The sequence below is a fragment of the Lebetimonas natsushimae genome (genome assembly GCF_002335445.1).
Taxonomy (GTDB): Bacteria; Campylobacterota; Campylobacteria; order Campylobacterales; family Nautiliaceae; genus Lebetimonas; species Lebetimonas natsushimae.
On sequence record NZ_BDME01000001.1, the window covers coordinates 93,018 to 118,276 of the forward strand.

General features: G+C 31.9%; 31 protein-coding genes. 29 read left to right on the forward strand and 2 right to left on the reverse strand.

Annotated elements, in window-relative coordinates; all coding sequences use genetic code 11:
- Position 1 precedes the first annotated feature (1 nt).
- The 3 genes from rfaD to gmhA are packed head-to-tail and all read left to right on the forward strand — an operon-like array spanning position 2 to position 2,975.
- On the forward strand, positions 2-994 hold the full coding sequence (rfaD, locus tag LNAT_RS00550; RefSeq protein ID WP_096257982.1) for an ADP-glyceromanno-heptose 6-epimerase: 993 nt from the start codon (positions 2-4) through the stop codon (positions 992-994).
- Complete coding sequence (gene rfaE1, locus LNAT_RS00555) at positions 991-2,379, forward strand: D-glycero-beta-D-manno-heptose-7-phosphate kinase (RefSeq protein WP_096257983.1); 1,389 nt, start codon at positions 991-993, stop codon at positions 2,377-2,379. Before rfaD ends, rfaE1 begins: the two co-directional genes overlap by 4 nt.
- 44 nt (positions 2,380-2,423) lie before the next feature.
- On the forward strand, positions 2,424-2,975 hold the full coding sequence (gene gmhA, locus LNAT_RS00560) for a D-sedoheptulose 7-phosphate isomerase (protein ID WP_096257984.1): 552 nt from the start codon (positions 2,424-2,426) through the stop codon (positions 2,973-2,975).
- Here the strand turns inward: gmhA and murG are convergent.
- The gene (gene murG, locus LNAT_RS00565; RefSeq protein ID WP_096257985.1) at positions 2,956-3,987 is read right to left on the reverse strand and encodes an undecaprenyldiphospho-muramoylpentapeptide beta-N-acetylglucosaminyltransferase; all 1,032 of its coding nucleotides are present in this window, start codon (positions 3,985-3,987) and stop codon (positions 2,956-2,958) included. The two genes, gmhA and murG, sit on opposite strands and share 20 nt — an antisense overlap.
- A gap of 13 nt (positions 3,988-4,000) precedes the next feature.
- Positions 4,001-5,140, reverse strand: a complete 1,140-nt coding sequence (locus tag LNAT_RS00570) for an FtsW/RodA/SpoVE family cell cycle protein (RefSeq protein ID WP_096257986.1) — start codon at positions 5,138-5,140, stop codon at positions 4,001-4,003.
- Between the two features lie 115 nt (positions 5,141-5,255).
- Here LNAT_RS00570 and flgB point away from each other — a divergent pair, with 115 nt between their 5' ends.
- The 26 genes from flgB to LNAT_RS00700 all read left to right on the forward strand — a co-directional run bounded on the left by flgB (position 5,256) and on the right by LNAT_RS00700 (position 25,232).
- Complete coding sequence (flgB, locus tag LNAT_RS00575) at positions 5,256-5,663, forward strand: flagellar basal body rod protein FlgB (protein ID WP_096257987.1); 408 nt, start codon at positions 5,256-5,258, stop codon at positions 5,661-5,663.
- Positions 5,664-5,676: 13 nt separating this feature from the next.
- Positions 5,677-6,174 (forward strand): flagellar basal body rod protein FlgC, encoded by a 498-nt coding sequence (gene flgC / locus LNAT_RS00580; protein ID WP_096257988.1) that lies wholly within the window; start codon positions 5,677-5,679, stop codon positions 6,172-6,174.
- Between the two features lie 10 nt (positions 6,175-6,184).
- Positions 6,185-6,478 (forward strand): flagellar hook-basal body complex protein FliE, encoded by a 294-nt coding sequence (gene fliE, locus LNAT_RS00585; protein WP_096257989.1) that lies wholly within the window; start codon positions 6,185-6,187, stop codon positions 6,476-6,478.
- Positions 6,478-8,208, forward strand: a complete 1,731-nt coding sequence (locus LNAT_RS00590; RefSeq protein ID WP_096257990.1) for a peptidoglycan D,D-transpeptidase FtsI family protein — start codon at positions 6,478-6,480, stop codon at positions 8,206-8,208. Before fliE ends, LNAT_RS00590 begins: the two co-directional genes overlap by 1 nt.
- Positions 8,192-9,268: a mechanosensitive ion channel family protein gene (locus LNAT_RS00595; protein WP_238593950.1), complete on the forward strand. Its 1,077-nt coding sequence runs from the start codon at positions 8,192-8,194 to the stop codon at positions 9,266-9,268. The genes LNAT_RS00590 and LNAT_RS00595 overlap by 17 nt, the downstream gene beginning before the upstream one ends.
- A complete protein-coding gene (locus tag LNAT_RS00600) occupies positions 9,258-10,535 on the forward strand; it encodes a hypothetical protein (RefSeq protein WP_096257992.1) in 1,278 nt (425 codons plus the stop codon). Before LNAT_RS00595 ends, LNAT_RS00600 begins: the two co-directional genes overlap by 11 nt.
- A 73-nt stretch (positions 10,536-10,608) precedes the next feature.
- Complete coding sequence (locus LNAT_RS00605) at positions 10,609-11,031, forward strand: Hsp20/alpha crystallin family protein (RefSeq protein ID WP_096257993.1); 423 nt, start codon at positions 10,609-10,611, stop codon at positions 11,029-11,031.
- A 117-nt stretch (positions 11,032-11,148) separates the two neighbouring features.
- The gene (locus LNAT_RS00610) at positions 11,149-12,435 is read left to right on the forward strand and encodes an NCS2 family permease (protein ID WP_096257994.1); all 1,287 of its coding nucleotides are present in this window, start codon (positions 11,149-11,151) and stop codon (positions 12,433-12,435) included.
- A gap of 210 nt (positions 12,436-12,645) precedes the next feature.
- Positions 12,646-12,759 (forward strand): 50S ribosomal protein L36, encoded by a 114-nt coding sequence (gene rpmJ, locus LNAT_RS00615; RefSeq protein WP_024787455.1) that lies wholly within the window; start codon positions 12,646-12,648, stop codon positions 12,757-12,759.
- Positions 12,760-12,762: 3 nt separating this feature from the next.
- The gene (rpsM, locus tag LNAT_RS00620) at positions 12,763-13,131 is read left to right on the forward strand and encodes a 30S ribosomal protein S13 (RefSeq protein ID WP_096257995.1); all 369 of its coding nucleotides are present in this window, start codon (positions 12,763-12,765) and stop codon (positions 13,129-13,131) included.
- Positions 13,132-13,142: 11 nt separating this feature from the next.
- Positions 13,143-13,535, forward strand: coding sequence for a 30S ribosomal protein S11 (gene rpsK, locus LNAT_RS00625; protein WP_096257996.1), 393 nt, complete (start codon positions 13,143-13,145; stop codon positions 13,533-13,535).
- A gap of 2 nt (positions 13,536-13,537) precedes the next feature.
- Positions 13,538-14,164 (forward strand): 30S ribosomal protein S4, encoded by a 627-nt coding sequence (gene rpsD / locus LNAT_RS00630; RefSeq protein WP_096257997.1) that lies wholly within the window; start codon positions 13,538-13,540, stop codon positions 14,162-14,164.
- A gap of 13 nt (positions 14,165-14,177) precedes the next feature.
- Positions 14,178-15,173: a DNA-directed RNA polymerase subunit alpha gene (locus tag LNAT_RS00635; RefSeq protein WP_096257998.1), complete on the forward strand. Its 996-nt coding sequence runs from the start codon at positions 14,178-14,180 to the stop codon at positions 15,171-15,173.
- A complete protein-coding gene (gene rplQ / locus LNAT_RS00640; protein WP_096257999.1) occupies positions 15,170-15,538 on the forward strand; it encodes a 50S ribosomal protein L17 in 369 nt (122 codons plus the stop codon). Before LNAT_RS00635 ends, rplQ begins: the two co-directional genes overlap by 4 nt.
- A gap of 71 nt (positions 15,539-15,609) precedes the next feature.
- Positions 15,610-15,906: a NifU family protein gene (locus tag LNAT_RS00645; protein WP_096258000.1), complete on the forward strand. Its 297-nt coding sequence runs from the start codon at positions 15,610-15,612 to the stop codon at positions 15,904-15,906.
- Positions 15,881-16,246, forward strand: coding sequence for a hypothetical protein (locus tag LNAT_RS00650; protein WP_238593951.1), 366 nt, complete (start codon positions 15,881-15,883; stop codon positions 16,244-16,246). The genes LNAT_RS00645 and LNAT_RS00650 overlap by 26 nt, the downstream gene beginning before the upstream one ends.
- Positions 16,243-17,448 (forward strand): UDP-N-acetylmuramoyl-L-alanyl-D-glutamate--2,6-diaminopimelate ligase, encoded by a 1,206-nt coding sequence (locus LNAT_RS00655; RefSeq protein ID WP_096258001.1) that lies wholly within the window; start codon positions 16,243-16,245, stop codon positions 17,446-17,448. Before LNAT_RS00650 ends, LNAT_RS00655 begins: the two co-directional genes overlap by 4 nt.
- Before the next feature lie 51 nt (positions 17,449-17,499).
- Complete coding sequence (locus LNAT_RS00660) at positions 17,500-17,835, forward strand: (2Fe-2S) ferredoxin domain-containing protein (protein WP_096258002.1); 336 nt, start codon at positions 17,500-17,502, stop codon at positions 17,833-17,835.
- Complete coding sequence (panD, locus tag LNAT_RS00665; protein WP_096258003.1) at positions 17,832-18,206, forward strand: aspartate 1-decarboxylase; 375 nt, start codon at positions 17,832-17,834, stop codon at positions 18,204-18,206. The genes LNAT_RS00660 and panD overlap by 4 nt, the downstream gene beginning before the upstream one ends.
- Positions 18,206-18,493 (forward strand): YbaB/EbfC family nucleoid-associated protein, encoded by a 288-nt coding sequence (locus LNAT_RS00670; protein WP_096258004.1) that lies wholly within the window; start codon positions 18,206-18,208, stop codon positions 18,491-18,493. The genes panD and LNAT_RS00670 overlap by 1 nt, the downstream gene beginning before the upstream one ends.
- Positions 18,490-19,380: a DUF7488 domain-containing protein gene (locus LNAT_RS00675; protein WP_096258005.1), complete on the forward strand. Its 891-nt coding sequence runs from the start codon at positions 18,490-18,492 to the stop codon at positions 19,378-19,380. Before LNAT_RS00670 ends, LNAT_RS00675 begins: the two co-directional genes overlap by 4 nt.
- A 3-nt stretch (positions 19,381-19,383) precedes the next feature.
- Positions 19,384-20,220: a polyprenyl synthetase family protein gene (locus LNAT_RS00680; protein ID WP_096258006.1), complete on the forward strand. Its 837-nt coding sequence runs from the start codon at positions 19,384-19,386 to the stop codon at positions 20,218-20,220.
- Between the two features lie 18 nt (positions 20,221-20,238).
- Positions 20,239-22,092 (forward strand): transketolase, encoded by a 1,854-nt coding sequence (tkt, locus tag LNAT_RS00685; protein WP_096258746.1) that lies wholly within the window; start codon positions 20,239-20,241, stop codon positions 22,090-22,092.
- Positions 22,089-23,189, forward strand: a complete 1,101-nt coding sequence (locus tag LNAT_RS00690) for a pyridoxal-phosphate-dependent aminotransferase family protein (protein ID WP_096258007.1) — start codon at positions 22,089-22,091, stop codon at positions 23,187-23,189. The genes tkt and LNAT_RS00690 overlap by 4 nt, the downstream gene beginning before the upstream one ends.
- Positions 23,186-23,998 carry an ATP phosphoribosyltransferase regulatory subunit gene (locus LNAT_RS00695; protein WP_096258008.1) on the forward strand — a complete coding sequence of 271 codons (813 nt, stop codon included), beginning with the start codon at positions 23,186-23,188 and terminating at the stop codon, positions 23,996-23,998. Before LNAT_RS00690 ends, LNAT_RS00695 begins: the two co-directional genes overlap by 4 nt.
- Positions 23,991-25,232: an adenylosuccinate synthase gene (locus tag LNAT_RS00700; RefSeq protein WP_096258009.1), complete on the forward strand. Its 1,242-nt coding sequence runs from the start codon at positions 23,991-23,993 to the stop codon at positions 25,230-25,232. Before LNAT_RS00695 ends, LNAT_RS00700 begins: the two co-directional genes overlap by 8 nt.
- Positions 25,233-25,259 lie beyond the last annotated feature (27 nt).

Here is a 25,259-nt window from a genome sequence, read left to right on the forward strand (position 1 = left end):
AATGAAATATGCGGATATTGATTTTAATAATAAAACTATCCTCGTTACCGGTGGGGCAGGATTTATAGGAAGTAATCTTGCTTTTTATTTTCAGGAAAATTATCCGGACGCAAAAGTTATAATCTTTGATAAATTCAGAAATGAAGAGACTTTTTCAAACGGAAATTTAAAATCATTTGGCCATTTTAAAAATTTAATAGGATTTAATGGGATAGTAATCAGCGGGGATATTACAAATAAGGAAGATTTGGAAAGACTTGAAGAGTATGATATCGATTATATTTTCCATGAAGCTGCAATTTCAGACACAACCGTTTTAGACCAGAAAATAATGATAGATACAAATGTAAATGCTTTTAAAGATTTGCTTGATTTGGCGATTAAAAAAGATGCGAGTATGATTTATGCAAGTTCTGCTGCTACATATGGAAATTCTAAAATATTTAAAGTGGGATATGAACATCCTAACAATGTATACGGGTTTAGTAAACTAATGATGGATAATCTGGCAAAAGAGTATTATGATAAATTAAAAGTTGTAGGGCTCAGGTATTTTAACGTATACGGTCCAAGGGAGTATTTTAAAAATAAAACGGCTTCAATGGTACTTCAGTTTGGACTTCAACTATTAAAGGGCGAGAGTGCAAAACTGTTTGAGGGAAGCGATAAAATAAAAAGGGATTTCATTTATGTTGAAGATGTGATTCAGGCAAATATAAAAGCCTGTGAGGCTAAAAAAAACGGCGTTTATAATGTAGGAACCGGAATTGCCAGAAGTTTTCAGGATATTGTGTATATATTAAAAAAAGAGCTTAACATAGAGAGAGTTGATGTTTATATTCCAAATCCTTATGCAAAACAGTATCAGTATTTTACCCAGGCCGATATTGAAGATACAAAAAAATATTTGGGGTATAATCCAAGATTCAGTTTAGAAGAAGGGATAAAAGCATATATTCCTGAAATAATCAGAATTTATGAAGAAGTAAAATGATAGCAGTTATCGGTGATTTTATGATAGACCATTATTTATGGGGGAAAAGCAGCAGAATTTCCCCTGAAGCACCGGTGCCTGTGGTTGAAGTGGAAAAAGAAGAAGACAGGCTCGGAGGTGCCGGTAATGTTGTAAATAATTTAATAACTCTCGGAGCGGATGTACTGGTTTCAAGTGTTATTGGCAGAAATTCAAGAAGAATGTTAAAACTGGTAGAAGAAAAAAACATTGATACAAACGGGGTTTTTATAGACAAATCCCGTGAAACAATTATAAAAAGCAGAGTTATAGCTTCTCACCAGCAGGTAATCAGGTATGACAGGGAAACCATTAATCCAATCAGTGAAGAATATGAAAATAAAATAATTGAGTATTTAAATAAGTATATACAAAATATAGAAATAATTCTGCTTAGCGACTACGAAAAAGGTGTTTTGACAAAAAGTTTAACACAAAAAATAATTAAACTTGCAAACAGGTTTAATAAAAAGCTTATAATTGACCCTAAAAAAGATTTTTCAAAATATGTAAATGCATGGATGTTAAAACCAAATAAAAAAGAACTTGAAACCGCTTCCGGCATGCAAATAAAGAATAAAGACGATTTGATAAAAGCCGGATGGAAAGTCAAAAAAGACCTTAATTTAGATTATCTTTTAGTGACTCTCAGTGAAGATGGAATGGCCCTTTTTGCTGATGAATATATAGAAGTTCCGACCCTTGCAAGAGAAGTATATGATGTAACAGGGGCCGGAGATACAGTTTTGGCATCTCTTGGGTTTTATTTGAGTAAAAGTGATGATTTGGTAAATGCAATGCATTTCGCAAATGCCGCGGCGGCTGTAGTAGTTGGAAAACTTGGAAGTGCAACCGTTACACTTGAAGAAATTAAGGAAACTCAGAGAAGGATTGATAACAGCGTAGATTATAAAATAGTGGATTTTAATACAATTGAAAAAATAGCAAATGAATTAAGAAGCGAAAATAAAAAGATAGTTTTTACAAACGGTTGTTTCGATATTTTGCATATAGGGCATGTGAAGTATCTGCAAAAAGCCAAAACACTTGGTGATAAACTAATAGTCGGTGTTAATTCCAATGAATCTGTAAAAAGATTAAAAGGGCCAAGTAGGCCTGTAAATGATGAATATGACAGAGCTTATCTTTTGGCAAGTTTGGAAGTTGTGGATTATGTTGTAATTTTTGATGAAGATACTCCTTACGAATTAATAAAAAGAATTAAACCAGATATTTTGGTAAAAGGCGCCGATTATAAAAACAAAGAGGTTGTAGGAAGTGATATTGCTAAAGAAGTAAAATTAATTGATTTTGTCGAGGGAAAGAGTACCACTAATATTATTAAAAAAGTGAAAAATGAAAAGTGAAAAATTAATAGAAAATGTATAATGAAAAATTGAAAGGATTAAAAATGTTGACTAAATGCTTATACGGGCATATTGAAACGGCTAAAAAAATGGAAAAACTGCTGCCGGATATTATAAATGCGGCCGAGCTTTGCCTTAGTTCTCTTAAAGACGGTGGCAAGATAATGCTTTGTGGAAACGGCGGGAGTGCTGCGGATTCACAGCATATAGCGGCAGAGCTTAGCGGCAGGTTTAAAAAAGAAAGAATGGCCCTTGCCGGTATTGCCCTGACTACCGATACTTCTGCCATAACAGCCATAGGAAATGATTATGGATTTGAACAAATCTTTTCAAGGCAAGTTGAGGCTTTGGCAAAAGAGGAAGATACACTTATTGCAATTTCAACAAGCGGAAATTCTGAAAATGTGATAAATGCTATCAATTCAGCAAAAAAAATAGGGTGTAAAATAATAACTCTCACTGGGAAAAACGGTGGAAAAATGAAAGATTTGGGAGATGTGAATATTGTAATTCCAAGCAATGATACACCCAGAATTCAGGAAATGCATATAATGGTGGGACATATGATATGTGCTTTTATTGATGAAGAGTTTTAATTATTTCGTCTACTATAAATTCTGCTCCGTTTTTTTGAACTGTTTTAGATAAATTTTTTGAAATTTCTTCTAAATTGGAATGAAAAAGAATTTCTAAAATTTTTTCTTTTTTTATTTTCTCTTCTCTTATCACAAATCCTGCATTTTTTTCTTCCAAAAATCTGGCGTTATAATACTGGTGGTCTCCCGCGGCATAAGGATATGGGATAAAAATAGCAGGGATATTGTTTGCAACCAGTTCAAACATAGTTGATGCCCCGGCTCTGCTGATAGCAAAATCTGCTTTCGTTATTTTATCTGCCAAATTTTTTGAAAAATCAAAAATATCTGCATTTATTGCATTTTTTTCATAAAACTCTTTAATTCTTTCATAATCTTTTTTTCCTGTCTGATGAATGATATTTATATTTTTTTCTTTTAAAATCGGTGCAAGTGAAATGGCTAAATTATTTATTGCTACAGCCCCCTGGCTTCCGCCTAAGAAAATAACGGTTTTTAATTCTTTTCTGATTCTTTTCTTTTCAAAAAAAATTTCTTCAACCGGATACGGGTCGTTATAAAGAAAAGTTGAAAAAAATCTTTTAGAAAATGGTTTTAATAATTTGTTAAGCGAACCTATATATGCGTTTTGTTCGTGAATAAAGAGAGGTCTGTTTAATAAAAGAGCGGCAAAAGAGGCAGGGGCAGCCGAATATCCTCCTACACTGAACACAGCGTTGATTTTGTTTTGCTGTAGAATTTTTTTAGCTTTTAAAGAAAGTTTGAATATATTTATTAAAGAAATGATTTTATTTAAACCTTTTTTATTAACAACCCCTTTTGAACTTAAAAAATATTTTTTACTAAAACCCATGTCTTTTTCAAACCACTTTTTATCTGCACCGTTGGTTGAGCCGATATAAATTGGTTTTAACCCTCTTTTATTTAATTCCTCTTTAATAACTTTCGCAATTTTAAGGTGTCCTCCGGTTCCCCCTCCCGTTATGGCTATTTTTAATTTTTTATTTTCCATTATTTGTCCATTATTAAAGTTTCGCTTTTTTACTAATCATTAAAACCATACCTATTGCAATTAAATTTGCCAGGAGGGAACTTCCTCCGTAACTTAAAAACGGGACAGTAAGACCTTTTATAGGTATAAGTGATGTAACTCCCAGTCCGTTGAAAATAAACTGAAGTGAAATCAGTGTTCCCACTCCGAACGCAAAAAGCTGATACTCTTTTTTTTCACTTCTGTTTGCTATTTTGAATATTCTGTAAACTAACACCATAAATAATATAACAACAAGGCTTATTCCGATAATACCGCTTTCTTCTGCAATCCCTGCCAACACAAAGTCTGTATGAACATCGCTTAAAAAGCCGAGTTTAAAAACGCCGTTTCCTATACCCTGACCCAAAATACCTCCGTTATGAATGGCGTTTAATGATTCTTTTACCTGTCCGTAACTGGCACTTGAAGCGTCTATAATTGGATGAGGAAAAAAATTTGAAGACATTAAAGCAAGCCAGGCTTTAAATCTCGCAAGTCTGTAATGTGAAGAGGAAACGGCTAAGATAAAAATAAAAATACCACCGGATATAATAAGTGTAAAAGTTTTAAATTTTCCTCCCGCGATTAAAAGCATAAAAGCAAAAACCAAAGCCATTACCATAACCTGTCCAAGGTCTGACTGGTAAGCCAAAATTAAATACCAAAATCCTCCTAAAATAACAACATAAGGTAAAATAAGCTTTATTTCCTCTTTTAAAGATTTAATATTTTTAACTTTTCTTGTGAAAGACCAGGAAAGAAAAAAAATTACCCCAATTTTAAAAAATTCTACCGGTGAGAATTTAAAGGGTCCTATTTTTATCCATCTTCTAGCCCCATTAATTACAGGTGCTATTGTTTCAGGTAAAAAAGGCATTGAAATAACAAGAATTGACGATGTAATAAGTATTCCCCATCCGATAACATTAAACCATTTATCCGGATTTAAATATGATAAACCCACCATCAGGCCAAAACCGACAGTGGCAAACAATAAATATCTTGCTACAAAATGGTATTCTCCCAAATTTTTTACGGTTTCCAAGTATATTGGCAGAGAATATGAAAAAAGTGCCCCTAGTAATAAAAAAATAGCAACTATTATGAAAATGATTATATCAATTTTTTGCAAAATCTACCTTTATAGTGTATAATTTATATAGAATTTTATCATATATAAATTATGAATAGTGGGTAAATAGCAAGAGGAATAAAAATTGCTTGTATTAAAAAAAAGGAGTTAGGGCTTGTTTAAAACAATAAATTTTTTAGAAAAATCCCTTGGATATAGAAAAATAAGACAGGATTTAATAGCAAGTAATATTGCTAATGCAGATACTCCTAATTATAGACCAAGGGATATAAGATTTGAAGAGGCACTAAAAAGTGAATTGGAAAATAAACCTATTCATAAATTAGAACTTGCAAAAACAAGTCCAATGCACATGGAACCAAAAAATATAAATGATGATATTAAACCTGTAGTTTTTTTTAGAGACGGGCATTTGGCAAGAAATGACGGAAACAGCGTGGATATTGATGTGGAAACTACAGAAATGGCTAAAAACACCATAATGTATAATGCAGAAATCGCAGCTGTAAAAAAAAGAGTGGAACTTTTTAAACTTGTAATCGATTCAAGCAAAAGTATTTAATTAAAGGTAAAAAATGGGATTTTTAAACAGTTTTGATATTTCAGGTTACGGGCTTTCAGCTCAGCGTTTTAGAATAAACATCATTTCAGAAAATATTGCAAACGCAAATACTACAAGAACCGATGAAGGCGGACCTTATAGGAGAAAAGAGGTTATTTTTAAAGCGGTGCCTTTTGAAAATATAATTAATAAAGAATTGGAAAACAATGCCGATTTTCACAAATATGAAAATCCTTTGGATGAACCAAGTGAAAATAACGCCCAGGCAAAACCTCCTATAGAGACAGTTATAGTTGATAAAGTAGTAAGAGACGATTCTAAACCGATTTTAAAATACGATCCGACAAATCCGGATGCGAATAAAGACGGATATGTGGCATATCCTAATATTAATCCTGTTATTGAAATGGCCGATTTATTAGAAGCCACAAGGGCTTATCAGGCAAATGTAGCGGCATTTCAAAGTGCTAAAACCATGGCAAACAGTGCTATAAATATACTTCAAGGCTAAGGAATAAATAATGGCTTTTATAAATAAAATAAATTCTGATATAAACATTGGCAATATACAAAATAAAAATAATAAAAATGACAGCGGAAATTTTGAAGAATTATTAAAAAAAGAATTAAATGAAACAAACGGTATGCTAGAGGATGCAAAAAAAGCGGAAACAGATATAGCTACAGGTGATGTTAAGGATTTGGCAAAGGCAAGTATTACCATTCAAAAAGCCGAACTTAAAATGAAAATGATGCTTGAAGTCAGAAATAAAGCTATAAGTGCATATAAAGAGCTTCTTAAAACACAAATTTAATGAAAAACAATAAAATCCCTATAGTTTATATTGTATTTTTTCTTGCTTTTTTAACTATTTTTGGCGCTTTTCTGTTTTTATCCGTTTATAAACCAAAAGAATATTTTAATCCTTATATTAAAAAATTGGAAAGTGCATTAAGGGGAGATATTGTTACTAAAAATTTCACTTTAGTAAAAAGTGACAGAATTTATGCCGTTTATTTAGACCCGGATTATATCGCACATACTAAAAGAAATTTATTTATAGATTTATTCAGTATTTATACTGGGATAAACAGAAAAACTATTGCCCAAAAATTACATACGCATCAGAGAACTTTATTGGCCATTGTAGATAAAAAAACAAAACAGCAATTGATATATCTAAGAAGGATTTTAGACAAATACAGGGTTTTTTTATCAGTAAATGGTATTAGAAGAGGATATGATATTGAAAGTGTAATTTTAAAAAATATTAACGGTAATTTAGTGTTTTCACCTCTTTTTAGGAGATTTTATCCTTATAAAGACATTTTTGAACCGTATCTCGGGAGTTATTCTAAAGAAAAAGAACGAGGCAATAACGGAATTGAAGAATATTACGACAATATATTAAGACCCGGTAGAAACGGTGTTATTAAGGGTTTTAGAGATGTAGGGGGACATATTATATATGATAAAAATGCATATGTTAAATATCCTCAAAACGGTAAAACTTTAAAACTTAATATAAATTTGGTTTTGCAAAAAAGAATAGAAAAATTACTGGATAAAGCAAAAAGTAAATTTCAGGCAGATGAAGTGATTGCTGCGGTAATGGATTCTAAAAGCGGGAAAATATTGGCTTTGGCTTCATCAAACAGGTTTGATCCAAACCATATAACCCAAAAAGATATTCCTAATATGAAAATATCGGCTGTAAGGGAACTTTTTGAGCCGGGTTCGGTTATGAAGCCGATAACTTTTGCTATTTTATTGGAAAATAACAAGGTAAATCCTTATGAAGTATTGAATGCATATAATGGAAAATGGAAACCGGAATGGAGGAAAACACCTATAAGAGATGATGAAGCGAGACAGTGGATTAGTGCGGAAGATGGGATTGTATATTCCAGTAATATTGTTTTGTCTCAATTAGCCCTGAGACTTTCTGCAAAAGAACAGTTTTACGGATATAGAAAGTTTGGTCTTGATAAAATAAGCGGAATAGACCTGCCGTATGAATTAAAAGGAAGATTACAGCCCTTAAAACTTTATAATTATCCTGTGTATAAATCAACGTCTGCATATGGTTACGGAATTGTTGTAAATTTTGTTGAACTACTTAAAGCTTACAATGTGTTTAATAACAACGGTATTATGGTTACACCGAAAATTGCCGATATAAAAACGGATAGTAAGCAGATTATAAAACCCGTTACTGCTAACGAAATGCTGAGAATCTTAAGAAAAGTAGTTTTAAAAGGTACTGCAAAGGGTGCTTTTATAGATGATATTTTTACAGCGGGGAAAACGGGGACCGCCCATGTAAGTATAAAAGGGAGTTATCAAAAAATTTATAATTCGTCTTTCTTTGGATTTGCCAATGCAAATGGTAAAAAATTTACAATAGGCGTTACTTTTTTTCATATAAAAGCACCGTTTCCAAACTACTTTGCATCTCAGAGTGCTGTACCTTTATTTAAAAATATTGTTATAATTATGAAAGATGAAAAAATGTTTGGGGGAAAGGATGAAGGAAATAATTGATATTTTAAACACCACTATACTTGATACCCCTTTATATAAAATAATTTTAGCCTTTTTAATATTTTTTACATTTTTGTTTTTTAGGAAAATATTTACTCTTTTTATTTTGTCTTTTTTTCAGAAATTAACAGTTAAGACAAAAACCGAAATAGATGATAAATTTTTTAATTCGATTAAAAATCCTTTAAGGTTTTTATTTATAATCGCAGGAATTTGGGGGTTTTTTTATATTTTAGGTATAAAAGGGGATTTTTTAAAACATATTATCAGAGGACTTTTGATATTTGATATTTTTTGGCCTTTTTATAATATAGTATGTGAATTTGAAGATTTTGTATATCACATTTTAGGAAAATATGGAAAAGCTTCAAGGGAACTCGCTTCTTTTTTGATAAAACTTACAAAAGTTTTTGTAATAATAATCGGTGTTGTTGCAATGCTGCAAGAGTTCGGAATAAATGTAACCGGATTTATTGCTTCGCTGGGACTTGGCGGTTTGGCTTTTGCCCTTGCTGCAAAAGACACTGCGGCAAATCTTTTTGGCGGAATAGCAATTTTAACAGATAATATGTTTAAAGTGGGAGAATGGGTAAAAATAGGTAATGCCGAAGGTATTGTTGAGGATATTGGAATGAGAACCACTAAAATAAGAGCTTTTGATAAAAGATTAATTGTTGTGCCAAATTCTGTTATAGCCACTTCAAATGTAGAAAATTTTTCAAGACGGGATAGAAGAAGAATTTCTATGAGGATAGGGGTAACTTATTCAACCAGTATAAAAAATTTAAATAATTTATTGAATGAGATTAGGAATTATCTTAAAAACCATCCCATGATTCATAAAGAGCCCTTATTAATTTATTTTGATGAATATCAGGACAGCAGTTTAAGTATATTCTGTTATTATTTTACAAAAACGGCTGATTGGGAAGAGTATTTAAAAATAAAAGAAGAAACAAATATTGAAATTAAAAGAATTGTGGAAAAATATTCTTCTTTTGCTTTTCCTTCCCAAAGCCTATATTTTGAAACCCCGATAAGAGTAAAAAATGAAAATTAAAAAATTATCAATTATTTTATTAATAGTAATATGTTTATTTGTTTTAGCGGTTTGGGCGCTTTTTAACACTTCTGCAGGAAATAATTTAATAAAACTCTATTTTCAGAATAAAATCACCTATTATTTCCCCAATATGAAAATAGATAAATTTAGCATTAATTATAATAATTTTTTTATGAGTTTACATGAAGGTGACAATCATTATAAACTTTATGGTCAATTACACCCTTTTGATGCAATTTTGGAAGGGAAAATTAAAAAACTTGCAATTTCAAAAAATAAATTTAAAGATAATGTAATTTTAAAAGGTCACGTGGATAAAAAATATTTTATTCATTCTATTGTGTATTTTGATAAAAGTGTCGGTTTTTTGGATATAAAATTAGGAAAAGGAAAAATAATCAATTTTAAAACCAATAATGTTGATCTACAGTATATTATGGATAATTTTTCCATTAAAAATATCAAAGGTCTAAAAGCAAAAGTTAATCTTAATTTATTGATTAAAAATAATAATTATTTTATTAAAACGTTAATAAAAGGATTATATAAAAATATTCCTTTTAATTCTAACATTAATTTTTATTTTAATTCATCAAATTTTATTACCTTTGAAGGTTTTACAAGAAGTGAAATTTTAGACGGAACATTTAAAGGCGTATATAATAATAAAAAACTGGTTTATGATGCTGATTTTAAAAAGTTTGATTTAAGATTGTTAAACTTAATATATCCTTTTAGGGGGAAAATTTATTTAAAAATAAGGCATGACAAATCTGGAATAATTAAATTTTTTTCCAAAGATTTCAGGGGATTTAAAGATGATAATATAAATATTGAATTTAATATGCCCGTGCAAGATTTTTTCAATTATGCAGGAATATATAATATTTTTGATAAAGGAAATGTTATAGGAAGAATTATAATATCAAAAAAAGGCTCCTTTAATTTTATTATTCAAAATGCATTTTTAAAAGAAAAATTAGCAAACAAATTGAAATTAAAAAACAATCTTTTAAGAAAAATTTTTGTAAAAGGATATTTTGACAGTCAACATGTGGTTTTTGATTTATTATCAGATAATAAAAAATTTGCCCTTAATATAAAAAATGGGAAAATTTTCATAAAACCGAATATAGTTGCTTCATTTATTCTCATAGTTAACAATAACAAAGAAGAGGATTATTATAAATTTAATAAAAATAAACTATTTTTATTAAAAAAGAGATTTTTAGTGGATGACGATAATCAAATATTAGTCTTTTAATATAAACTTTCTTGACAATTTCGATAAATTATTGTATAATTTCAGTGTAAAAATTAAGGAGAAGGAGGGGAACATGTGGCCAACAGTATTTGATCCATTCAAAGAATTACAAGACATTGAAAGAAGACTGGGTGCAGTTTTAGGAGCAAACAAACCTGTACAAAAAGTAGAGGCTTTCACACCGGCAGTTAATGAAAAGGTTGATGATAAAGGTTATTACCTTGAAATTGATTTACCTGGAGTTAAAAAAGAAAACATTGAAATTAATGTAAATGACGGTGTTTTAACAGTTTCAGGTGAGAGAAAACTTGAGAAAAAAGAAGAAAAAGAAAACTATACAAGAATTGAAAGTTTCTTTGGAAGATTTGAGAGAGCATTTAAATTGCCAGCTGATGCAGATGCTGACAATATTGAGGCTAAATTTGAAGACGGGGTGTTAAAAGTATTTATTCCAAGAAAAGCAAAAGCAGAAGGTAAAAAAATAGAAATTAAATAATCTCCTTTTTTTCTCTTTTAACCATTTTTTTATTTTATATTTTTTTGCCAATCTCCTTTATTATTCATTTTACATTTTCTTTTCTACATTGTATAATTACTTAAAAAAAGGTCTTCTATGTTTGAGAGACTCTTCAAATTATCCGAAAAAAACACTACAGTTTCCACTGAGGTTAGAGCCGGGTTTACCACATTTTTAGCAATGATGTATATTGTACCTGTAAATGCTTCTATTATGAGTTTGACAGGTATGCCGTTTGATGAACTAATTACCGCCACAGCTGTTGTTACTATTATCGCCACCATTTTAAACGGTATATGGGCAAACACTCCTGTTGCCATGAGTGTCGGAATGGGGCTTAATGCTTATTTTACATTCGGACTTGTAAAAGGAATGCATATTCCTTGGCAGACCGCCCTTGGAATTGTAATGATATCGGGTCTTATATTTTTGGCGCTATCGTTTACAAAATTCAGGGTTTGGGTGCTTGAATCGGTCCCTGTTGATATAAGGAGGGCGATAAGTGCCGGTATCGGCATGTTTATAGCATTTATCGGACTTAAGGGAATGGGTGTTATTGTGGATAATCCCGCTACATTGGTTACTCTTGGTGATTTTCATGATCCAAAAGTTCTTTTAGGTGTATTTGGATTTATTGTTGCAGCAACCCTTTTTGCTTACAGAATAAAGGGGGCTTTTATTTTGGCAATTATTATAACTTCAATTGTGGCATGGATCTTGGGACTTGGAGAACTTCCAGAAGGTATTATTTCTATGCCGGCGGGTATCGGAGATATTGCTTTTCATTTTGATATCAAAAGTGCTTTAACCCTTTCACTTTTACCTGTTATAATGACATTTTTGATTACAGATATGTTTGATACAATTGGGACTCTTGCAGGTATTGGAATGAGGGCCGGTTTATTTAAAAAAGGAAGCCGTGAAATTCAAAAAACCCTAGAAGCTGATGCGGCGGCAACCGTAATAGGTGCAAGTCTTGGAACATCTACCACAACTTCATTTATCGAAAGTGCTGCTGGTGTTGAAGAGGGCGGAAGAACGGGTCTTACTGCTGTGATAACCGGACTTTTATTTATTACAACATTATTCTTTTTACCACTTTATAAAGCGATTCCTGATAATGCTATTTATCCAATTTTGGTAATGGTTGGCGTACTTATGTTCAGCGAGCTTAAAAACATTGATTTTTCAGACGGGACTGTTGCGGTTGCAAGTTTTATCACCGCCGTTTTAATGCCTCTTACGTATTCAATTACAATAGGGATCAGTGCCGGATTTGTGGTATATTTGATTTTAGCTGTTTTAAAAAGGGAATTTGATAAAATCAACATAGGAACTATAACACTTGCGTTGATTGGATTACTTGCATTTATCTTTCATTAATTCCTTTGAAAAAGGAAATATTATAAAACTTTTTCTTCTTTTTTTTCGTCTTTAAGTATAAAAATTATACATTATCCATTGTCCATTTTCCATTAATTTGATATAATTTCGTCCCCCTGAACGGAAAGAGGCTTTGCATCTGTTCATAAACAGTTGCAAGGGCTGGTCATCTGACCTAAGGGGATTTAAGTACTATGTAAAGGAAACGAGATGAAAGTAAGAGCTTCAGTTAAAAAAATTTGCCCAAAATGCAAAATCGTTAAAAGAAAAGGCGTTGTAAGGGTAATTTGCGAAAATCCAAGACATAAACAAAGACAAGGATAAAACATGGCAAGAATTGCAGGTGTAGACTTACCAAAAAACAAAAAAGTAGAATATGCGCTTCCATATATTTATGGAATCGGATTAACATTAAGTAGAAAAATTTTAAAAGATACTGGAATTGATCCAAATAAAAGAGTATATGAACTTACAGAAGATGAAGTTTCAACTTTAAATAAAGAAATTCAAAACAATTACATTGTTGAGGGTGAACTTAGAAAAATAGTTCAGCTTAACATTAAAGAACTTATGGATTTAGGATGCTACAGAGGTCTTAGACACAGACGCGGTCTTCCGGTTAGAGGTCAAAGAACTAAAACTAATGCTAGAACCAGAAAAGGTAAGAAAAAAACTGTTGGTGCAAAAGCAAAATAAAAGGGTGAATGATGGCAAAAAGAAAAGTAACTAAAAAGAAAAAAATTAAAAAACAAGTTGGACGCGGAATAGTTTATATTTCAGCAACATTCAACAATACTATGATTACTGTGACTGATGAAATGGGTAATGCGTTATGCTGGAGTTCTGCAGGACACCTTGGATTTAAAGGTAGTAAAAAATCAACTCCATTTGCAGCTCAACAAGCGGTAGAAGATGCTATGGCTAAAGCTAAAGAATACGGAATTAAAGAAGTAGGTATTAAAGTACAAGGACCTGGTGGAGGTAGGGAAACTGCAGTAAAAACTGTCGGTGCTATTGAAGGAATTAAAGTACTTTGGATGAAAGATATTACTCCATTACCTCACAATGGTTGTAGACCAAGAAAAAGAAGAAGGGTGTAACGATGGCAAGATATACAGGACCAGTTGAAAGAATAGAAAGAAGACTAGGAGTTAGTCTAGAACTTAAAGGTGAGAGAAGATTAGCTGGAAAATCAGCACTTGATAAAAGACCTTATGCACCAGGACAACACGGGCAAAGAAGAAGTAAAATCAGTGAATACGGATTACAGCTTAGAGAAAAACAAAAAATTAAATATTATTACGGTGTTCTTGAAAAACAATTTAGAAAATTTTTCCATGAAGCCAACAGACAGGAAGGCTCAACAGGGGAAAACTTAATTAAACTTCTTGAGAGAAGACTTGACAATGTGGTTTACAGAATGGGATTTGCATCAACTAGAAGATTTGCAAGACAACTTGTAACTCACGGACACGTTTTAGTAAACGGAAAAAAAGTAAACATACCTTCATATCTTGTAAAAGAAGGTGACAGAATAGAAATTAAGGAAAAAACAAAAAATAACCCACAAGTTCAAAGAGCGTTAGAACTATCTAAACAAACTGGAATTGCTCCATGGGTAGATGTAGACAGAGATAAAGTTGCAGGTATTTTCCAAAGAGTTCCTGAAAGAAGTGAAGTAAATATTCCAGTAGAAGAAAGATTAGTAGTTGAGTTGTACTCTAAATAATAGGGGTTAAAAAATGAATAAAATTAAAACAGAACTTATTGTTCCAAGTGAAGTTTCTTATGAAGAAAATGAAAACAAAGCAAAAATTGAAATTTATCCTTTTGAATCAGGTTTTGGAGTAAGTGTAGCCCATCCGATAAGAAGGACATTAATTGCTTCAACTCCTGGTTTTGCTCCTGTTGCTATGAAAATAGAGGGAGTAAAGCATGAATTTGATTCATTAAAAGGTATGCTTGAAGATGTTGCAAGTTTTATAATTAATCTCAAAAACGTTAGATTTAAAATTAAAGAGGGTGATGAAGCAGAAGTAACCTATCATTTTGTAGGCCCTAAAGAAATTAAGGGGGCTGATTTAGAAAATGAAGTAGTTGAAATTGTTACACCTGAAACATATATTGCAACTCTTAATGAAGAAGGTGAGCTTAAATTAACTTTGATTATTAAAAAAGGTATGGGATTTGTAGCCGTTGAAAACTTCAGAGACGAACTTCCTGAAGGCTTTATAGGACTTGATGCATATTTCAGCCCTATTAAAAAAGTGGTTTATAATATTGAAAATATATTGGTTGAAGATGACCCTAATTTTGAAAAAGTAATATTCGAAATTGAAACAGACGGTCAAATCAGTCCGATTGATGCTTTTAAAACGGCAATCGATACATATTTAAAACAGTTTACTATTTTTACAAAAGAATTTAATATTGAAACAAAAACAGCACAGAGTATAGAACTTGACGAAAGTTACAATATTTTATTCGAGCCTATTGAAAATTTAAATCTTAGAAGCAGAAGCTTTAATGCACTTGACAGAGCGGGTATAAGATTTATAGGTGAACTTGTTTTAATGGGTAAAGAAAAATTATCCAACATTAAAAATTTAGGTGCAAAATCACTTGAGGAAATTTTTGAAAAATTAGAAGAAATCGGATTTTCTGTAAATAAAACTTTGCCGCTTGAAATTAAAAAAGTTATTGAAGAGAAACTATCAAAACTTAAGGAGAATGAATGAGACACAAACACGGATACAGAAAACTGGGTAGAGACTCTGAACACAGAGCGGCTTTACTTAGAAATTTAGCATGTGATTTAATAGAACATGAAAAAATTGAAACAACAGTTCCAAAAGCAAAAGAACTTAGAAGATATATTGAAAAATTAATTACTCGTGCAAAAAATGCAGATTTTAACACACATAGATATGTATATTCTAAACTTGGAAGTAATCAAAGGGCAAAAGCGGCAACTCAAAAACTAATTGATATTATCGCACCTAAATTTGAAAATAGAAATGGTGGATATACAAGAATTGTTAAAACAAGATTTAGAAGAGGTGATGCAGCTGAAATGTGTATCATCGAATTTGTTCAAGACTAATCCCCCCCTTTTTCTTTTTTCCTATTGATTAAAATTCTATAATTTGTTATATTTAGTAAAAAAGGATAATTATGGCTGAAATTCCATTTTCTGATGAAGAACTAAAAGAAGCTGTAAGCGGTGTGATTGAAGAACTTCGTCCCATGCTTCAGATGGATGGCGGAGATGTTACATTGATTGATGTTAAAAAGCCAGTCGTATTTGTTCAGCTTCAAGGCGGATGTGTCGGATGTGCAAGTGCCGGGGCTACTTTAAAATACGGTATTGAAAAAGCGCTTAAAGAAAAAATTCATCCGGATTTAGTTGTTATGAATGTGCCACACGGATATGAGGACAGGCTTGATGAGTTACTCAAATATTCATTCTGAAATAAAAGCTTTGCTTAAAGAAGCAATGGAAAAAAAAGATTATAAAAAAATAATTAAAATATTGAATTCTTTGGTTAAAGAAGATAAATTTAATCCAGATACATTAAAAGGTATTTTATTTAAAGATGTAAAAGATATTATCAAAACAAAAGAAGATTTAGAAAATATCCTGCTTTCCACTAAAGTTATTTTTGAGACAAAAGAAGAAGTTCTTGAATTTTTTGAACTTTTATTGAAATACGGATTTAGGGAAAATGCAATTGATTATTTTGAAGAACTGATGTTTAATATAAATGATTTGGAACTTATTGAAGGGTTTAACTCATTACTAAAACAATGAATTATGAAGAGTTGATTAACAAAAATGCAATTACAGATAATACAAAAGAACTAATTAATAATAAAATTTTTTTAAAAACTGCACAAAATGAAAAATATTCTCAAAATATTTCTTCTTTTTTGACTCCGAAAGATTTATTAAACAATATTAAAACAAAATTTATAGGAATTACCGGTACAAACGGTAAAACTACAACAGCTTTTGTTTTGGGCTTTTTGTTAAATCAGGCAGGTTTCAATGTAGCTGTTCAGGGGACTGAGGGGTTTTTTGTAAACGGAGAAAAAAGAGAAGACAAAACTCTTACAACTCCTTCTATTTTTACTACAATAAAAAGAGTATATAAATATAAACCCGATTTTTTTATTATGGAAGTGAGCTCTCACGCAATTGCACAAAACAGGATTGAAGGGATTGATTTTACTGCTAAAATTTTAACTTCATTTTCCCAGGACCACCTTGATTATCATAAATCAATGAAAGAGTATAAAAAAATTAAAGAGGGTTTTTTTCAGGATGAAACACTTAAGATTGTAAATGGACAATGGAAAATGGATAATGGAAGATTTAGTATTATAACTGTGAGCGGTTATGATTTTAAAATTAATTCAAAAAATTTATATGTCTTAGAAAAATCGATAGTTAATGATATCCCGATGGCCGGTGAATTTAATAAAATGAATTTTTCTTTGGCCCTTAAAACAGCAGAAAATTTAACTTCATTATCCCTTAATAATTTTTTATTTGATAATTTTAAGGGTGTCCCAGGTAGAATGGAAATAGTATCTATTAATCCTTTGATAATTATAGATTTTGCCCATACTCCGGATGGAATGCAAAAAGTTATAAGTTCCCTTAAAGGAAAAAAACTGGTTGTATTTGGTGCCGGGGGAGACAGAGACAAGGGAAAAAGAGTAAAAATGGGAGAAGTTGCCGATAAACTGGCAGATTACATAATTTTAACAAATGACAATCCCCGTTGTGAAAAGCCTGAAGATATAGTAAGTGATATTAAAAGTGGTATAAAAAAAACTCCTTTTGAAATCATACTTGATAGAAAAGAAGCTATAAAAAGGGCGGTAGAACTTTCCAAAAATTTTGATGCGACACTGATTTTGGGAAAAGGGGATGAAAAATATATAGAACAATGCAGAGAAAAAATTCCTTTTTCTGACAGGGAAACAGTTAAAAACTTTTTAATTTAATGTATAATAAAATTAAATATGATATAAACGGGCTAAAAAAAAGGAGTGCATATGCAAATGCCAAAACCGCAAAATATAATGTTTATGTGTCAGGTAAAACGACCTCCAAATTTTCCAAAACCAAGCTGTGTAAGAGAGGGAAAAGAAGATTTGTTTCCTTACACTCAGCAAAAAATGATGGAAATGGGAATTGACCCTGAAAGAAACTGGCTGGTACCTACAGGGTGTCTTAACCGATGTAAATTCGGACCCGTAATGCTGGTTGAACCTGGAAGTTATATGTATGTGGATTTAGATAAGGATAAAATTGACAGAATTTTGGAAGAACATATCAAAAACGGGAATCCTGTAAAAGAATATTTAATTGCGGAGGAATTCTGGGCATGAAAATAGAAATGCTTTATAGCAAAATCCACAGAGCCACAGTTACAGATGCAAACCTTAATTATGTCGGTTCTATTACAATAGATGAGGAATTAATAGAAAAAGCAAATCTGCTTGTCGGTCAAAAAGTAGATATTGTAAATATAAATAACGGGGAGAGATTTTCCACTTATGTGATTAAAGGAAAAAGAGGCAGTGGTGAAATATGTTTAAACGGAGCAGCCGCAAGAAAAGTTCATGTGGGGGATAAAATTATTATTATTGCATATGCTTCTATGGAGCTTGAAGAAGCAAAAAATTTTAAACCATCTGTTATAATTGTGGATGAGAATAATAAAATTCAAGAGATAACAGATAATTTAAAGGCGGAGTGATGTTTGGGAATATGGATTTAAATGAAATGATGAAAAAACTACAGGAGAGTATGGCGGAAGCTGACAATAAAACGTATACAGCAACAGCGGGCGGTGGAATGGTCGAAGCTACAGTAAACGGCAGATTCGAAATAATTGATTTAAAAATAGATGATTCACTTCTTGAAGATAAAGAGTCGCTTCAAATTTTAATAATGAGCGCTGTAAATGATGCCATTAAAATGGCGATAGAAGACAAAAAATCTCAGGCTCTTAATATGTTTGGAGGGATGAATTTAGGACAATGAAAAAATTAATTTTTCTTTTTCCTCTTTTTTTATTTGCCTTTGTAGATTTTTCTCCATGTCTTAAAAAATACTCTTTTATAAAAAATTATATTCCTGTAACGAAAAATTTAAGTATTGTTTTTGATAATAAAAATTGTATAAAATATGATCCTTTTACCAAAATGTGTTTAATTAAATCAAAAAATAAAAAAGTTGTTAAATTTTATGAAAATCCAAAACTTGCCTGGTGGATGGCAAGTATAAAGAAAAATAAAATATATGTTGGCAATTTTGCTGAGGATATGAATTTTTTAACCCCTGCAAAATTAAGTGTTAAATCTCTTAAAAATTCTGTAATTTCAGATATGTTTTGCAGGGCTTACGGAATAGGCAGAGGTGAAGGGTTTATAAAAAGTGAATTTGTTAAACATTTTATAAATTACGGATACTGGGGAGATATTGGAATCGATGTCGATGAAAATATGAAAATTGCCTCATTTGACCCTTTTTATGTGAAAAATTTAAGTATTGGTGAAAAAATTATTTCAATAAATAATAAAAAAGCGACCCCTGAGAATTTTTCAAAATATATTTTGCTTGGAAAAGTTGGAGATATTGTTAAAATTAAAACTGATAAACATTCTTATAAAATTAAAATCAGAAAAAAAATATATAAATTTACCCCTTTAATGCATTTTGGGATATATGTGGATAAAAATTTAATAATTACAAGACTTCCTGAAAAATTAAAAGAAAAATATTATATAAAAGAGGGGGCTAAAATTATAAAAGTAAACAATCAAAAAGTTTCTACATTAAAAGAGCTAAAAAAAGCACTTTCTACTTATAAAAATGTTACAATTACACTAAATTTTCAAGGTATTAATTTAAATATTCCACTAAGGTAATAAATGGAAAAGTTTATAAGAGAAAATTTGATTAAAGCTGAAAGTTTTCATCCTTTTTTTGAAAAAGCTTTAAATGAAATGTTGTTAGCAGGGGGTAAAAGATTTAGGCCGAAACTTCTTTTGGCAGTGGTAAGGGCTTATAATCCACTTCTACTAGAAAATGCAAAATATGCCGCTTTTGCAATAGAATTAATTCATACATATTCACTTATTCATGATGATTTGCCTGCTATGGATAATGCTTCTCTCAGAAGAAATCATCCCACATTACATACAACTTATGATGAAGAAACAGCTATATTAGTGGGCGATGCGTTAAATACTTACGCTTTTGAAGTTTTAGCAAAAGCCCCAATGCATTGTGATGTTAAAATAGAACTTATTAAAACATTATCTGAAGCTGCTGGACCAAACGGAATGGTGCTTGGTCAGGCGATAGACTGTTATTTTGAAAATAAAAAACTAAATCTTGATGAACTTAAATTTTTACATATTAATAAAACGGGTAAAATGATAGCCGCATCTCTTAAAATGGGTGCAATTATTGTAAATAAACCTGATTTGGCTGAAAAATTATATGATTTTGGATTAAAACTAGGTCTTCTTTTTCAAGTGCAGGATGATTTATTGGATTTGTTAGACAGCTCTGAAACAGGCAAAACTACAGGGGTTGATGAAAATAAAAATACTTTTGTAACATTTCTTGGAAAAGAAGGTGCGATGGAAAAAGCTGACAGATTAGCTGGTGAAATTAAAAAAGAATTAAATGGTTTCAATGAAAATTTAAAAAAAGAACTTGGCACTTTGCTTGAGAAGTATTTGTATAGACATAAAAATTAAGGAGACAGATAAATGCAAATGAAGAAAAAAATGGCGGATACAATAAGATTTTTAGCGGCAGATATGGTGCAAAAGGCAAATTCTGGACATCCCGGGGCTGCTCTTGGACTTGCGGATATTATGGTAGAACTCAGTGAAGTTATTAATTTAACCCCTAATAACCCTCATTTTATAAACAGGGACAGACTTGTATTTTCAGGAGGACATGCAACACCTCTTATTTATTCACTTCTTTATCTTTGGGGATATGATATTACTATGGATGATTTGAAAAACTTTAGACAGCTTGGCAGCGTTACTCCAGGACATCCAGAATTCGGACATACACCAGGAATTGAAGTAACAACAGGTCCTTTAGGACAAGGCGTTGCAAACGCAGTCGGTTTTGCAATGGCTAAAAAATTTTTGAATAAAAAATTTCCAGAAATTACTCATAAAGTTTGGTGTTTATGTGGGGATGGTGATTTGGAAGAAGGTATTTCTTATGAAGCATGTTCAATTGCCGGAAGCCTGGGGCTTGAAGATTTGATATTAATTTATGACAGCAATAACATCTCAATTGAAGGTGAGGTTGAAAAAGTATTTAAAGATGATGTTAAAAAAAGATTTGAATCCCAAAATTTCAGAGTGCTTGAAATGAACGGGCATGATTATGAAGATATTGCCAATACGCTCAAAAAGGCTCTAAAATCTGATGGAAGACCGACTTTAATTATTGCACATACAATTATTGCAAGAGGTGCAGTGGGGCTTGAGGGAAGTGAAAAAACCCACGGAGCGCCTCTTGGGGAAGATGTAATAAAAGAGAGTAAAAAGGCTGCCGGATTTGACCCTGAAAAAACTTTTTATGTGCCTGAGGATGTACTTGTAAGATTTAGATGTGTAAGAGAAAGAGGAGAGTTGCTTGAAGTTGAATGGAATAAAAAAGCCAGAGTGGAAGAGATAGAAGAATTTTTCCACAGAGATTTTAATAAAATTGTATGGCCTGAATTTGAAGAGGGGACAAGTATTGCCACAAGAAAAAGCAACGGGGAAATTTTAAATGCTATTGCAAAAGCTATCCCTTCATTTTTAGGCGGAAGTGCTGATTTGGCTCCATCAAATAACACTCTTTTAAAAGATGAAGATGATTTCCCTCACGGAAGAAACTTACATTTTGGAATTAGAGAACATGCAATGGGAGCAATTAACAATGCCCTTAGTGCTTACGGGTTTTTACCATATGCAGCAACATTTTTGGTATTCAGTGATTATTTAAGGGGTGCTTTGAGAATTGCAGCGCTCAGCAAGCATAAAAATTACTGGATATTTACACATGATTCTATTGCCCTTGGGGAAGACGGGCCTACCCATCAGCCGGTTGAGCATTTAACCGCACTTAGGGCTATTCCTAATCTTTATGTGTTTAGACCTGCAGATGCGAATGAAAATGTGAATTGCTGGAAAATGGCATTAAATATTGATGCACCCGTTGCATTTGCTCTTAGCCGTCAGGGATTAAAAAACATAACCCCGAAAAACATTGATTTAAGCAAAGGCGCTTATGTATTAAGAGAAGGTGAAGATATTACATTGGTTGCGAGCGGTAGTGAAGTAAATTTGGCTATGGAAGTGGCTGAGAAAATCAATGCAAGGGTTGTAAGTGTGCCTTGTTTTGATCTGTTTGACGAACAGCCAGATGAATTTAAAAATGAACTATTAAAAGGAAAAGTTGTGGCAATTGAGGCTGCAAGAGGGCTTGAATGGTATAAATATGCTGATATGGTAATTGGAATGAACACCTTTGGTGCCAGCGGAAAAGGAAGTGAAGTTTATAAATATTTTGGATTTGACGTGGATAAAATTATAGAAAAATTAAAGGATATTAAATGATTTTAGCGACACCGGGACCTGTTGAAATCCCTTATTTTGTAAGGGAAACTTTTTTAAAAGAGACAATTCATCACAGAACCCCAGAATTTAAAGCAATTTTGCTTGATACACTTGAAAAATTTAAAAATGTTACCCATTTGCCTGAGGCTGTATTTTTAACAAGCTCCGGAAGCGGGGCTATGGAAGCTGCAGTAATCAATATAGTTAAGAAAAAGGCATTAACTGTAAATGCAGGTAAATTTGGTGAAAGATGGGGTAAAATCTGTGCGGCTTTTGATATTCCTTTTAGGGAAATTAAATATGACTGGGATACGCCTGCAAGTGCAGATGATATTGTAGCTGCCATTGAAGAAGATGGTGAAATTGATTCTATTTTTATTCAAATAAGTGAAAGTGCCGGTGGACTTAGACATCCGGTTGAAGAAATAGCGGCTGAAGTAAAACTTATAAATCCTGATATTATCATTGTAGCAGATGCAATTACCGCTATGGGGGTTGAAGATATAGACACTTCAAACATTGATGTATTGGTAGGCGGTAGTCAAAAAGCATTTATGCTGCCTCCAGGACTTGCAATGCTAGGCCTTAGCGTTAAAGCAGTGGAGAGGATAGGAAAAGGAAAAGGGTTTTATTTTAACCTTGCAAATGAAATTAAAAAACAAAGAGAGGGTTCTACTTCATTTACACCGGCTACAAGTTTAATCATTGCATTAAATGAAGTACTTAAAAAACTTGAAGAAATAGGATTTGAGAAACATTATGAAAATACAGCTAAAAGACACGCTGCCCTACTTGCAAGTATTGAGGCAATTGGACTTAACATTTTCCCACAAGTACCAGCACTTTCAATGGCTGCAGTTTATAGTGAAAAAGCAGAAGAGATTAGAAAAATTTTAAAAGAAAAATATGAAATAAATGTAGCGGGTGGTCAGGATTTTATGAAAGGAAAACTGTTTAGAATTAACAATATGGGAATTATTGAAGAAAATAAAATGCAATATATTGTAAATTCACTTGAACTTGCTCTAGATGAGCTTGGAATTAGAAAATATGATGGAACTGCTGTTAGAGTTTATACAAATGAAAGAGAAAAATGATTTTTGAACACGAAATACCAAGTGGAAGCAGGTTTTATTTTGGCAAAAGTGCCAAAATAAAAAGGGAAATAGAACAAATTGCAAGTGAAGTTTTTGATACGTATGAATTTGAGGAGATTATTACCCCTTATTTTTCCTATCATCAGCAAGAAGCGGTAAATGAGAAAGATATTATAAAATTAACCGACCCGCAAAATAGAAATTTAGCCTTAAGAGCTGATTCTTCCATAGATGTAATCAGGCTTGTAATAAAAAGGCTTAAAAGCGAAGCTAAAAAATGGTTTTATATTCAGCCGGTATTCAGATATCCTACAAGCGAAATTTATCAGATAGGGGCCGAGTGGTTTGAGGGTGATTTACAAAAAACTCTTGAAATTAATAAGCAAATCTTAAGTAGACTTAATAAAAATTATACTCTGCAAATTTCTCATATTAAAATTCCTGAGATTGTATGCGAATTAACTGGACTAAATCTTGAAGATATTAAAAAAATGAGAATTTATAAATTTAATGAAGAATGGCTCAAAAAATTAATTGAGGTTCATTCAAAAGAGGATTTGAAAAATTTAAGTATTTATCCGGAAAAAATCAGACCGTATTTAGAAGAAATAAAAGAATTAGCGGATGAAAATACAGTTGTGGCACCTCTTTATGTTACAAATCTCAGATATTATACAGGTGTGTTTTACAGATTTATAAAAAATAATAATGTTTATGCAAAAGGCGGGGAATATCAGGTAGAGGGAATTAGAAGTGTAGGATTTTCCATATATACTGACAATTTGATAAAGGATATAATGAATGGTTGATTTAATAGTTGGACTTCAATGGGGAGATGAGGGAAAAGGCAAAATAGTTGATTTGGTAGCCAAAAATTATGATATTGTAATCAGAAGCCAGGGCGGACATAACGCAGGGCATACTGTAGTGGTTGACGGTAAAAAATATGCTCTTCATCTGCTTCCAAGCGGAGTACTTAATCCAAATGCCATGAATGTAATAGGAAACGGGGTTGTTGTATATCCGCCACAACTTATTAAAGAAATAAAAGAATTTGATAAAAATATTAAAAATAAACTTTTAATTTCAGATAAAGCCCATATGATACTTGACCATCATATAGCAATAGACCAGGCCAGGGAGAGACTAAGAGGCAAAAATGCAATAGGAACTACAGGCAGGGGAATAGGTCCGGCTTATGCGGATAAGATAGCAAGAGTCGGTGTCAGGATGGGTGAACTTAAAGATATAGACAAACTTCTTGAAAAATTAAAATATTATTATGAAATGAACAAAGGTTACTTTGAATATCTGGGAATTTCCATTCCAAAAGAAAAGGATTTAAGAAAAAATCTTGAATATTGGCAAGAGGAACTTCTTGATATGATTACAGATACTACAAAATATCTTTGGGATAACATTTATAAAAATATGCTTCTTGAAGGAGCTCAGGCTACACTTCTTGATATAGACCATGGAACATATCCTTATGTTACAAGTTCAAATACAATTGCGAGTGGAGCACTGACCGGTAGCGGGATACCTCCTAAAAAATTAAATAAAGTTATAGGAATTGCAAAAGCATATGCCACAAGAGTTGGAAACGGTCCTTTTCCTACAGAAGATTTAGGAACTGCCGGAGATAAAATAAGAGAGCAGGGAGCTGAATTTGGAACTACTACAGGAAGGCCAAGAAGATGCGGATGGTTTGATGTGGTTGCCGCTAAATATGCTATAACTCTAAACAGCTGTGATGAAGTGGCTTTAATGAAACTTGATGTGTTGGATGGCTTTGATGAGGTTAAAATAGGCGTCGGATACGAAAGAAACGGTGAAAAACTTGATTATTTTCCAAGTGATTTGAGCGATGTTGAGCCGATTTATGAAACATTGCCCGGATGGGATAAAAGCAGCGGTATTAGAAAATGGGATGATTTGCCACAAAATGCAAAAAAATATGTGGAATTTATAGAAGAAAAAATTGGCTGTAAAATAAAATATATTTCAACCGGGGCTGAGAGGGAAGACACAATTATTAGATAATTGATAATGGAAAATGTATAATGGATA

What these genes read in the sequence shown, in the direction of transcription:
- rfaD (WP_096257982.1), top strand. Translation starts at nt 2, where the DNA reads ATGAAATATGCGGATATTGATTTTAATAATAAAACTATCCTCGTTACC.
- rfaE1 (WP_096257983.1), top strand. Translation starts at nt 991, where the DNA reads ATGATAGCAGTTATCGGTGATTTTATGATAGACCATTATTTATGGGGG.
- gmhA (WP_096257984.1), top strand. Translation starts at nt 2,424, where the DNA reads ATGTTGACTAAATGCTTATACGGGCATATTGAAACGGCTAAAAAAATG.
- murG (WP_096257985.1), bottom strand. Translation starts at nt 3,987, where the DNA reads ATGGAAAATAAAAAATTAAAAATAGCCATAACGGGAGGGGGAACCGGA.
- flgC (WP_096257988.1), top strand. Translation starts at nt 5,677, where the DNA reads ATGGGATTTTTAAACAGTTTTGATATTTCAGGTTACGGGCTTTCAGCT.
- fliE (WP_096257989.1), top strand. Translation starts at nt 6,185, where the DNA reads ATGGCTTTTATAAATAAAATAAATTCTGATATAAACATTGGCAATATA.
- LNAT_RS00590 (WP_096257990.1), top strand. Translation starts at nt 6,478, where the DNA reads ATGAAAAACAATAAAATCCCTATAGTTTATATTGTATTTTTTCTTGCT.
- LNAT_RS00595 (WP_238593950.1), top strand. Translation starts at nt 8,192, where the DNA reads ATGAAGGAAATAATTGATATTTTAAACACCACTATACTTGATACCCCT.
- LNAT_RS00600 (WP_096257992.1), top strand. Translation starts at nt 9,258, where the DNA reads ATGAAAATTAAAAAATTATCAATTATTTTATTAATAGTAATATGTTTA.
- LNAT_RS00605 (WP_096257993.1), top strand. Translation starts at nt 10,609, where the DNA reads ATGTGGCCAACAGTATTTGATCCATTCAAAGAATTACAAGACATTGAA.
- LNAT_RS00610 (WP_096257994.1), top strand. Translation starts at nt 11,149, where the DNA reads ATGTTTGAGAGACTCTTCAAATTATCCGAAAAAAACACTACAGTTTCC.
- rpmJ (WP_024787455.1), top strand. Translation starts at nt 12,646, where the DNA reads ATGAAAGTAAGAGCTTCAGTTAAAAAAATTTGCCCAAAATGCAAAATC.
- rpsM (WP_096257995.1), top strand. Translation starts at nt 12,763, where the DNA reads ATGGCAAGAATTGCAGGTGTAGACTTACCAAAAAACAAAAAAGTAGAA.
- rpsK (WP_096257996.1), top strand. Translation starts at nt 13,143, where the DNA reads ATGGCAAAAAGAAAAGTAACTAAAAAGAAAAAAATTAAAAAACAAGTT.
- rpsD (WP_096257997.1), top strand. Translation starts at nt 13,538, where the DNA reads ATGGCAAGATATACAGGACCAGTTGAAAGAATAGAAAGAAGACTAGGA.
- LNAT_RS00635 (WP_096257998.1), top strand. Translation starts at nt 14,178, where the DNA reads ATGAATAAAATTAAAACAGAACTTATTGTTCCAAGTGAAGTTTCTTAT.
- rplQ (WP_096257999.1), top strand. Translation starts at nt 15,170, where the DNA reads ATGAGACACAAACACGGATACAGAAAACTGGGTAGAGACTCTGAACAC.
- LNAT_RS00645 (WP_096258000.1), top strand. Translation starts at nt 15,610, where the DNA reads ATGGCTGAAATTCCATTTTCTGATGAAGAACTAAAAGAAGCTGTAAGC.
- LNAT_RS00650 (WP_238593951.1), top strand. Translation starts at nt 15,881, where the DNA reads ATGAGTTACTCAAATATTCATTCTGAAATAAAAGCTTTGCTTAAAGAA.
- LNAT_RS00655 (WP_096258001.1), top strand. Translation starts at nt 16,243, where the DNA reads ATGAATTATGAAGAGTTGATTAACAAAAATGCAATTACAGATAATACA.
- LNAT_RS00660 (WP_096258002.1), top strand. Translation starts at nt 17,500, where the DNA reads ATGCAAATGCCAAAACCGCAAAATATAATGTTTATGTGTCAGGTAAAA.
- panD (WP_096258003.1), top strand. Translation starts at nt 17,832, where the DNA reads ATGAAAATAGAAATGCTTTATAGCAAAATCCACAGAGCCACAGTTACA.
- LNAT_RS00670 (WP_096258004.1), top strand. Translation starts at nt 18,206, where the DNA reads ATGTTTGGGAATATGGATTTAAATGAAATGATGAAAAAACTACAGGAG.
- LNAT_RS00675 (WP_096258005.1), top strand. Translation starts at nt 18,490, where the DNA reads ATGAAAAAATTAATTTTTCTTTTTCCTCTTTTTTTATTTGCCTTTGTA.
- LNAT_RS00680 (WP_096258006.1), top strand. Translation starts at nt 19,384, where the DNA reads ATGGAAAAGTTTATAAGAGAAAATTTGATTAAAGCTGAAAGTTTTCAT.
- tkt (WP_096258746.1), top strand. Translation starts at nt 20,239, where the DNA reads ATGAAGAAAAAAATGGCGGATACAATAAGATTTTTAGCGGCAGATATG.
- LNAT_RS00690 (WP_096258007.1), top strand. Translation starts at nt 22,089, where the DNA reads ATGATTTTAGCGACACCGGGACCTGTTGAAATCCCTTATTTTGTAAGG.
- LNAT_RS00695 (WP_096258008.1), top strand. Translation starts at nt 23,186, where the DNA reads ATGATTTTTGAACACGAAATACCAAGTGGAAGCAGGTTTTATTTTGGC.
- LNAT_RS00700 (WP_096258009.1), top strand. Translation starts at nt 23,991, where the DNA reads ATGGTTGATTTAATAGTTGGACTTCAATGGGGAGATGAGGGAAAAGGC.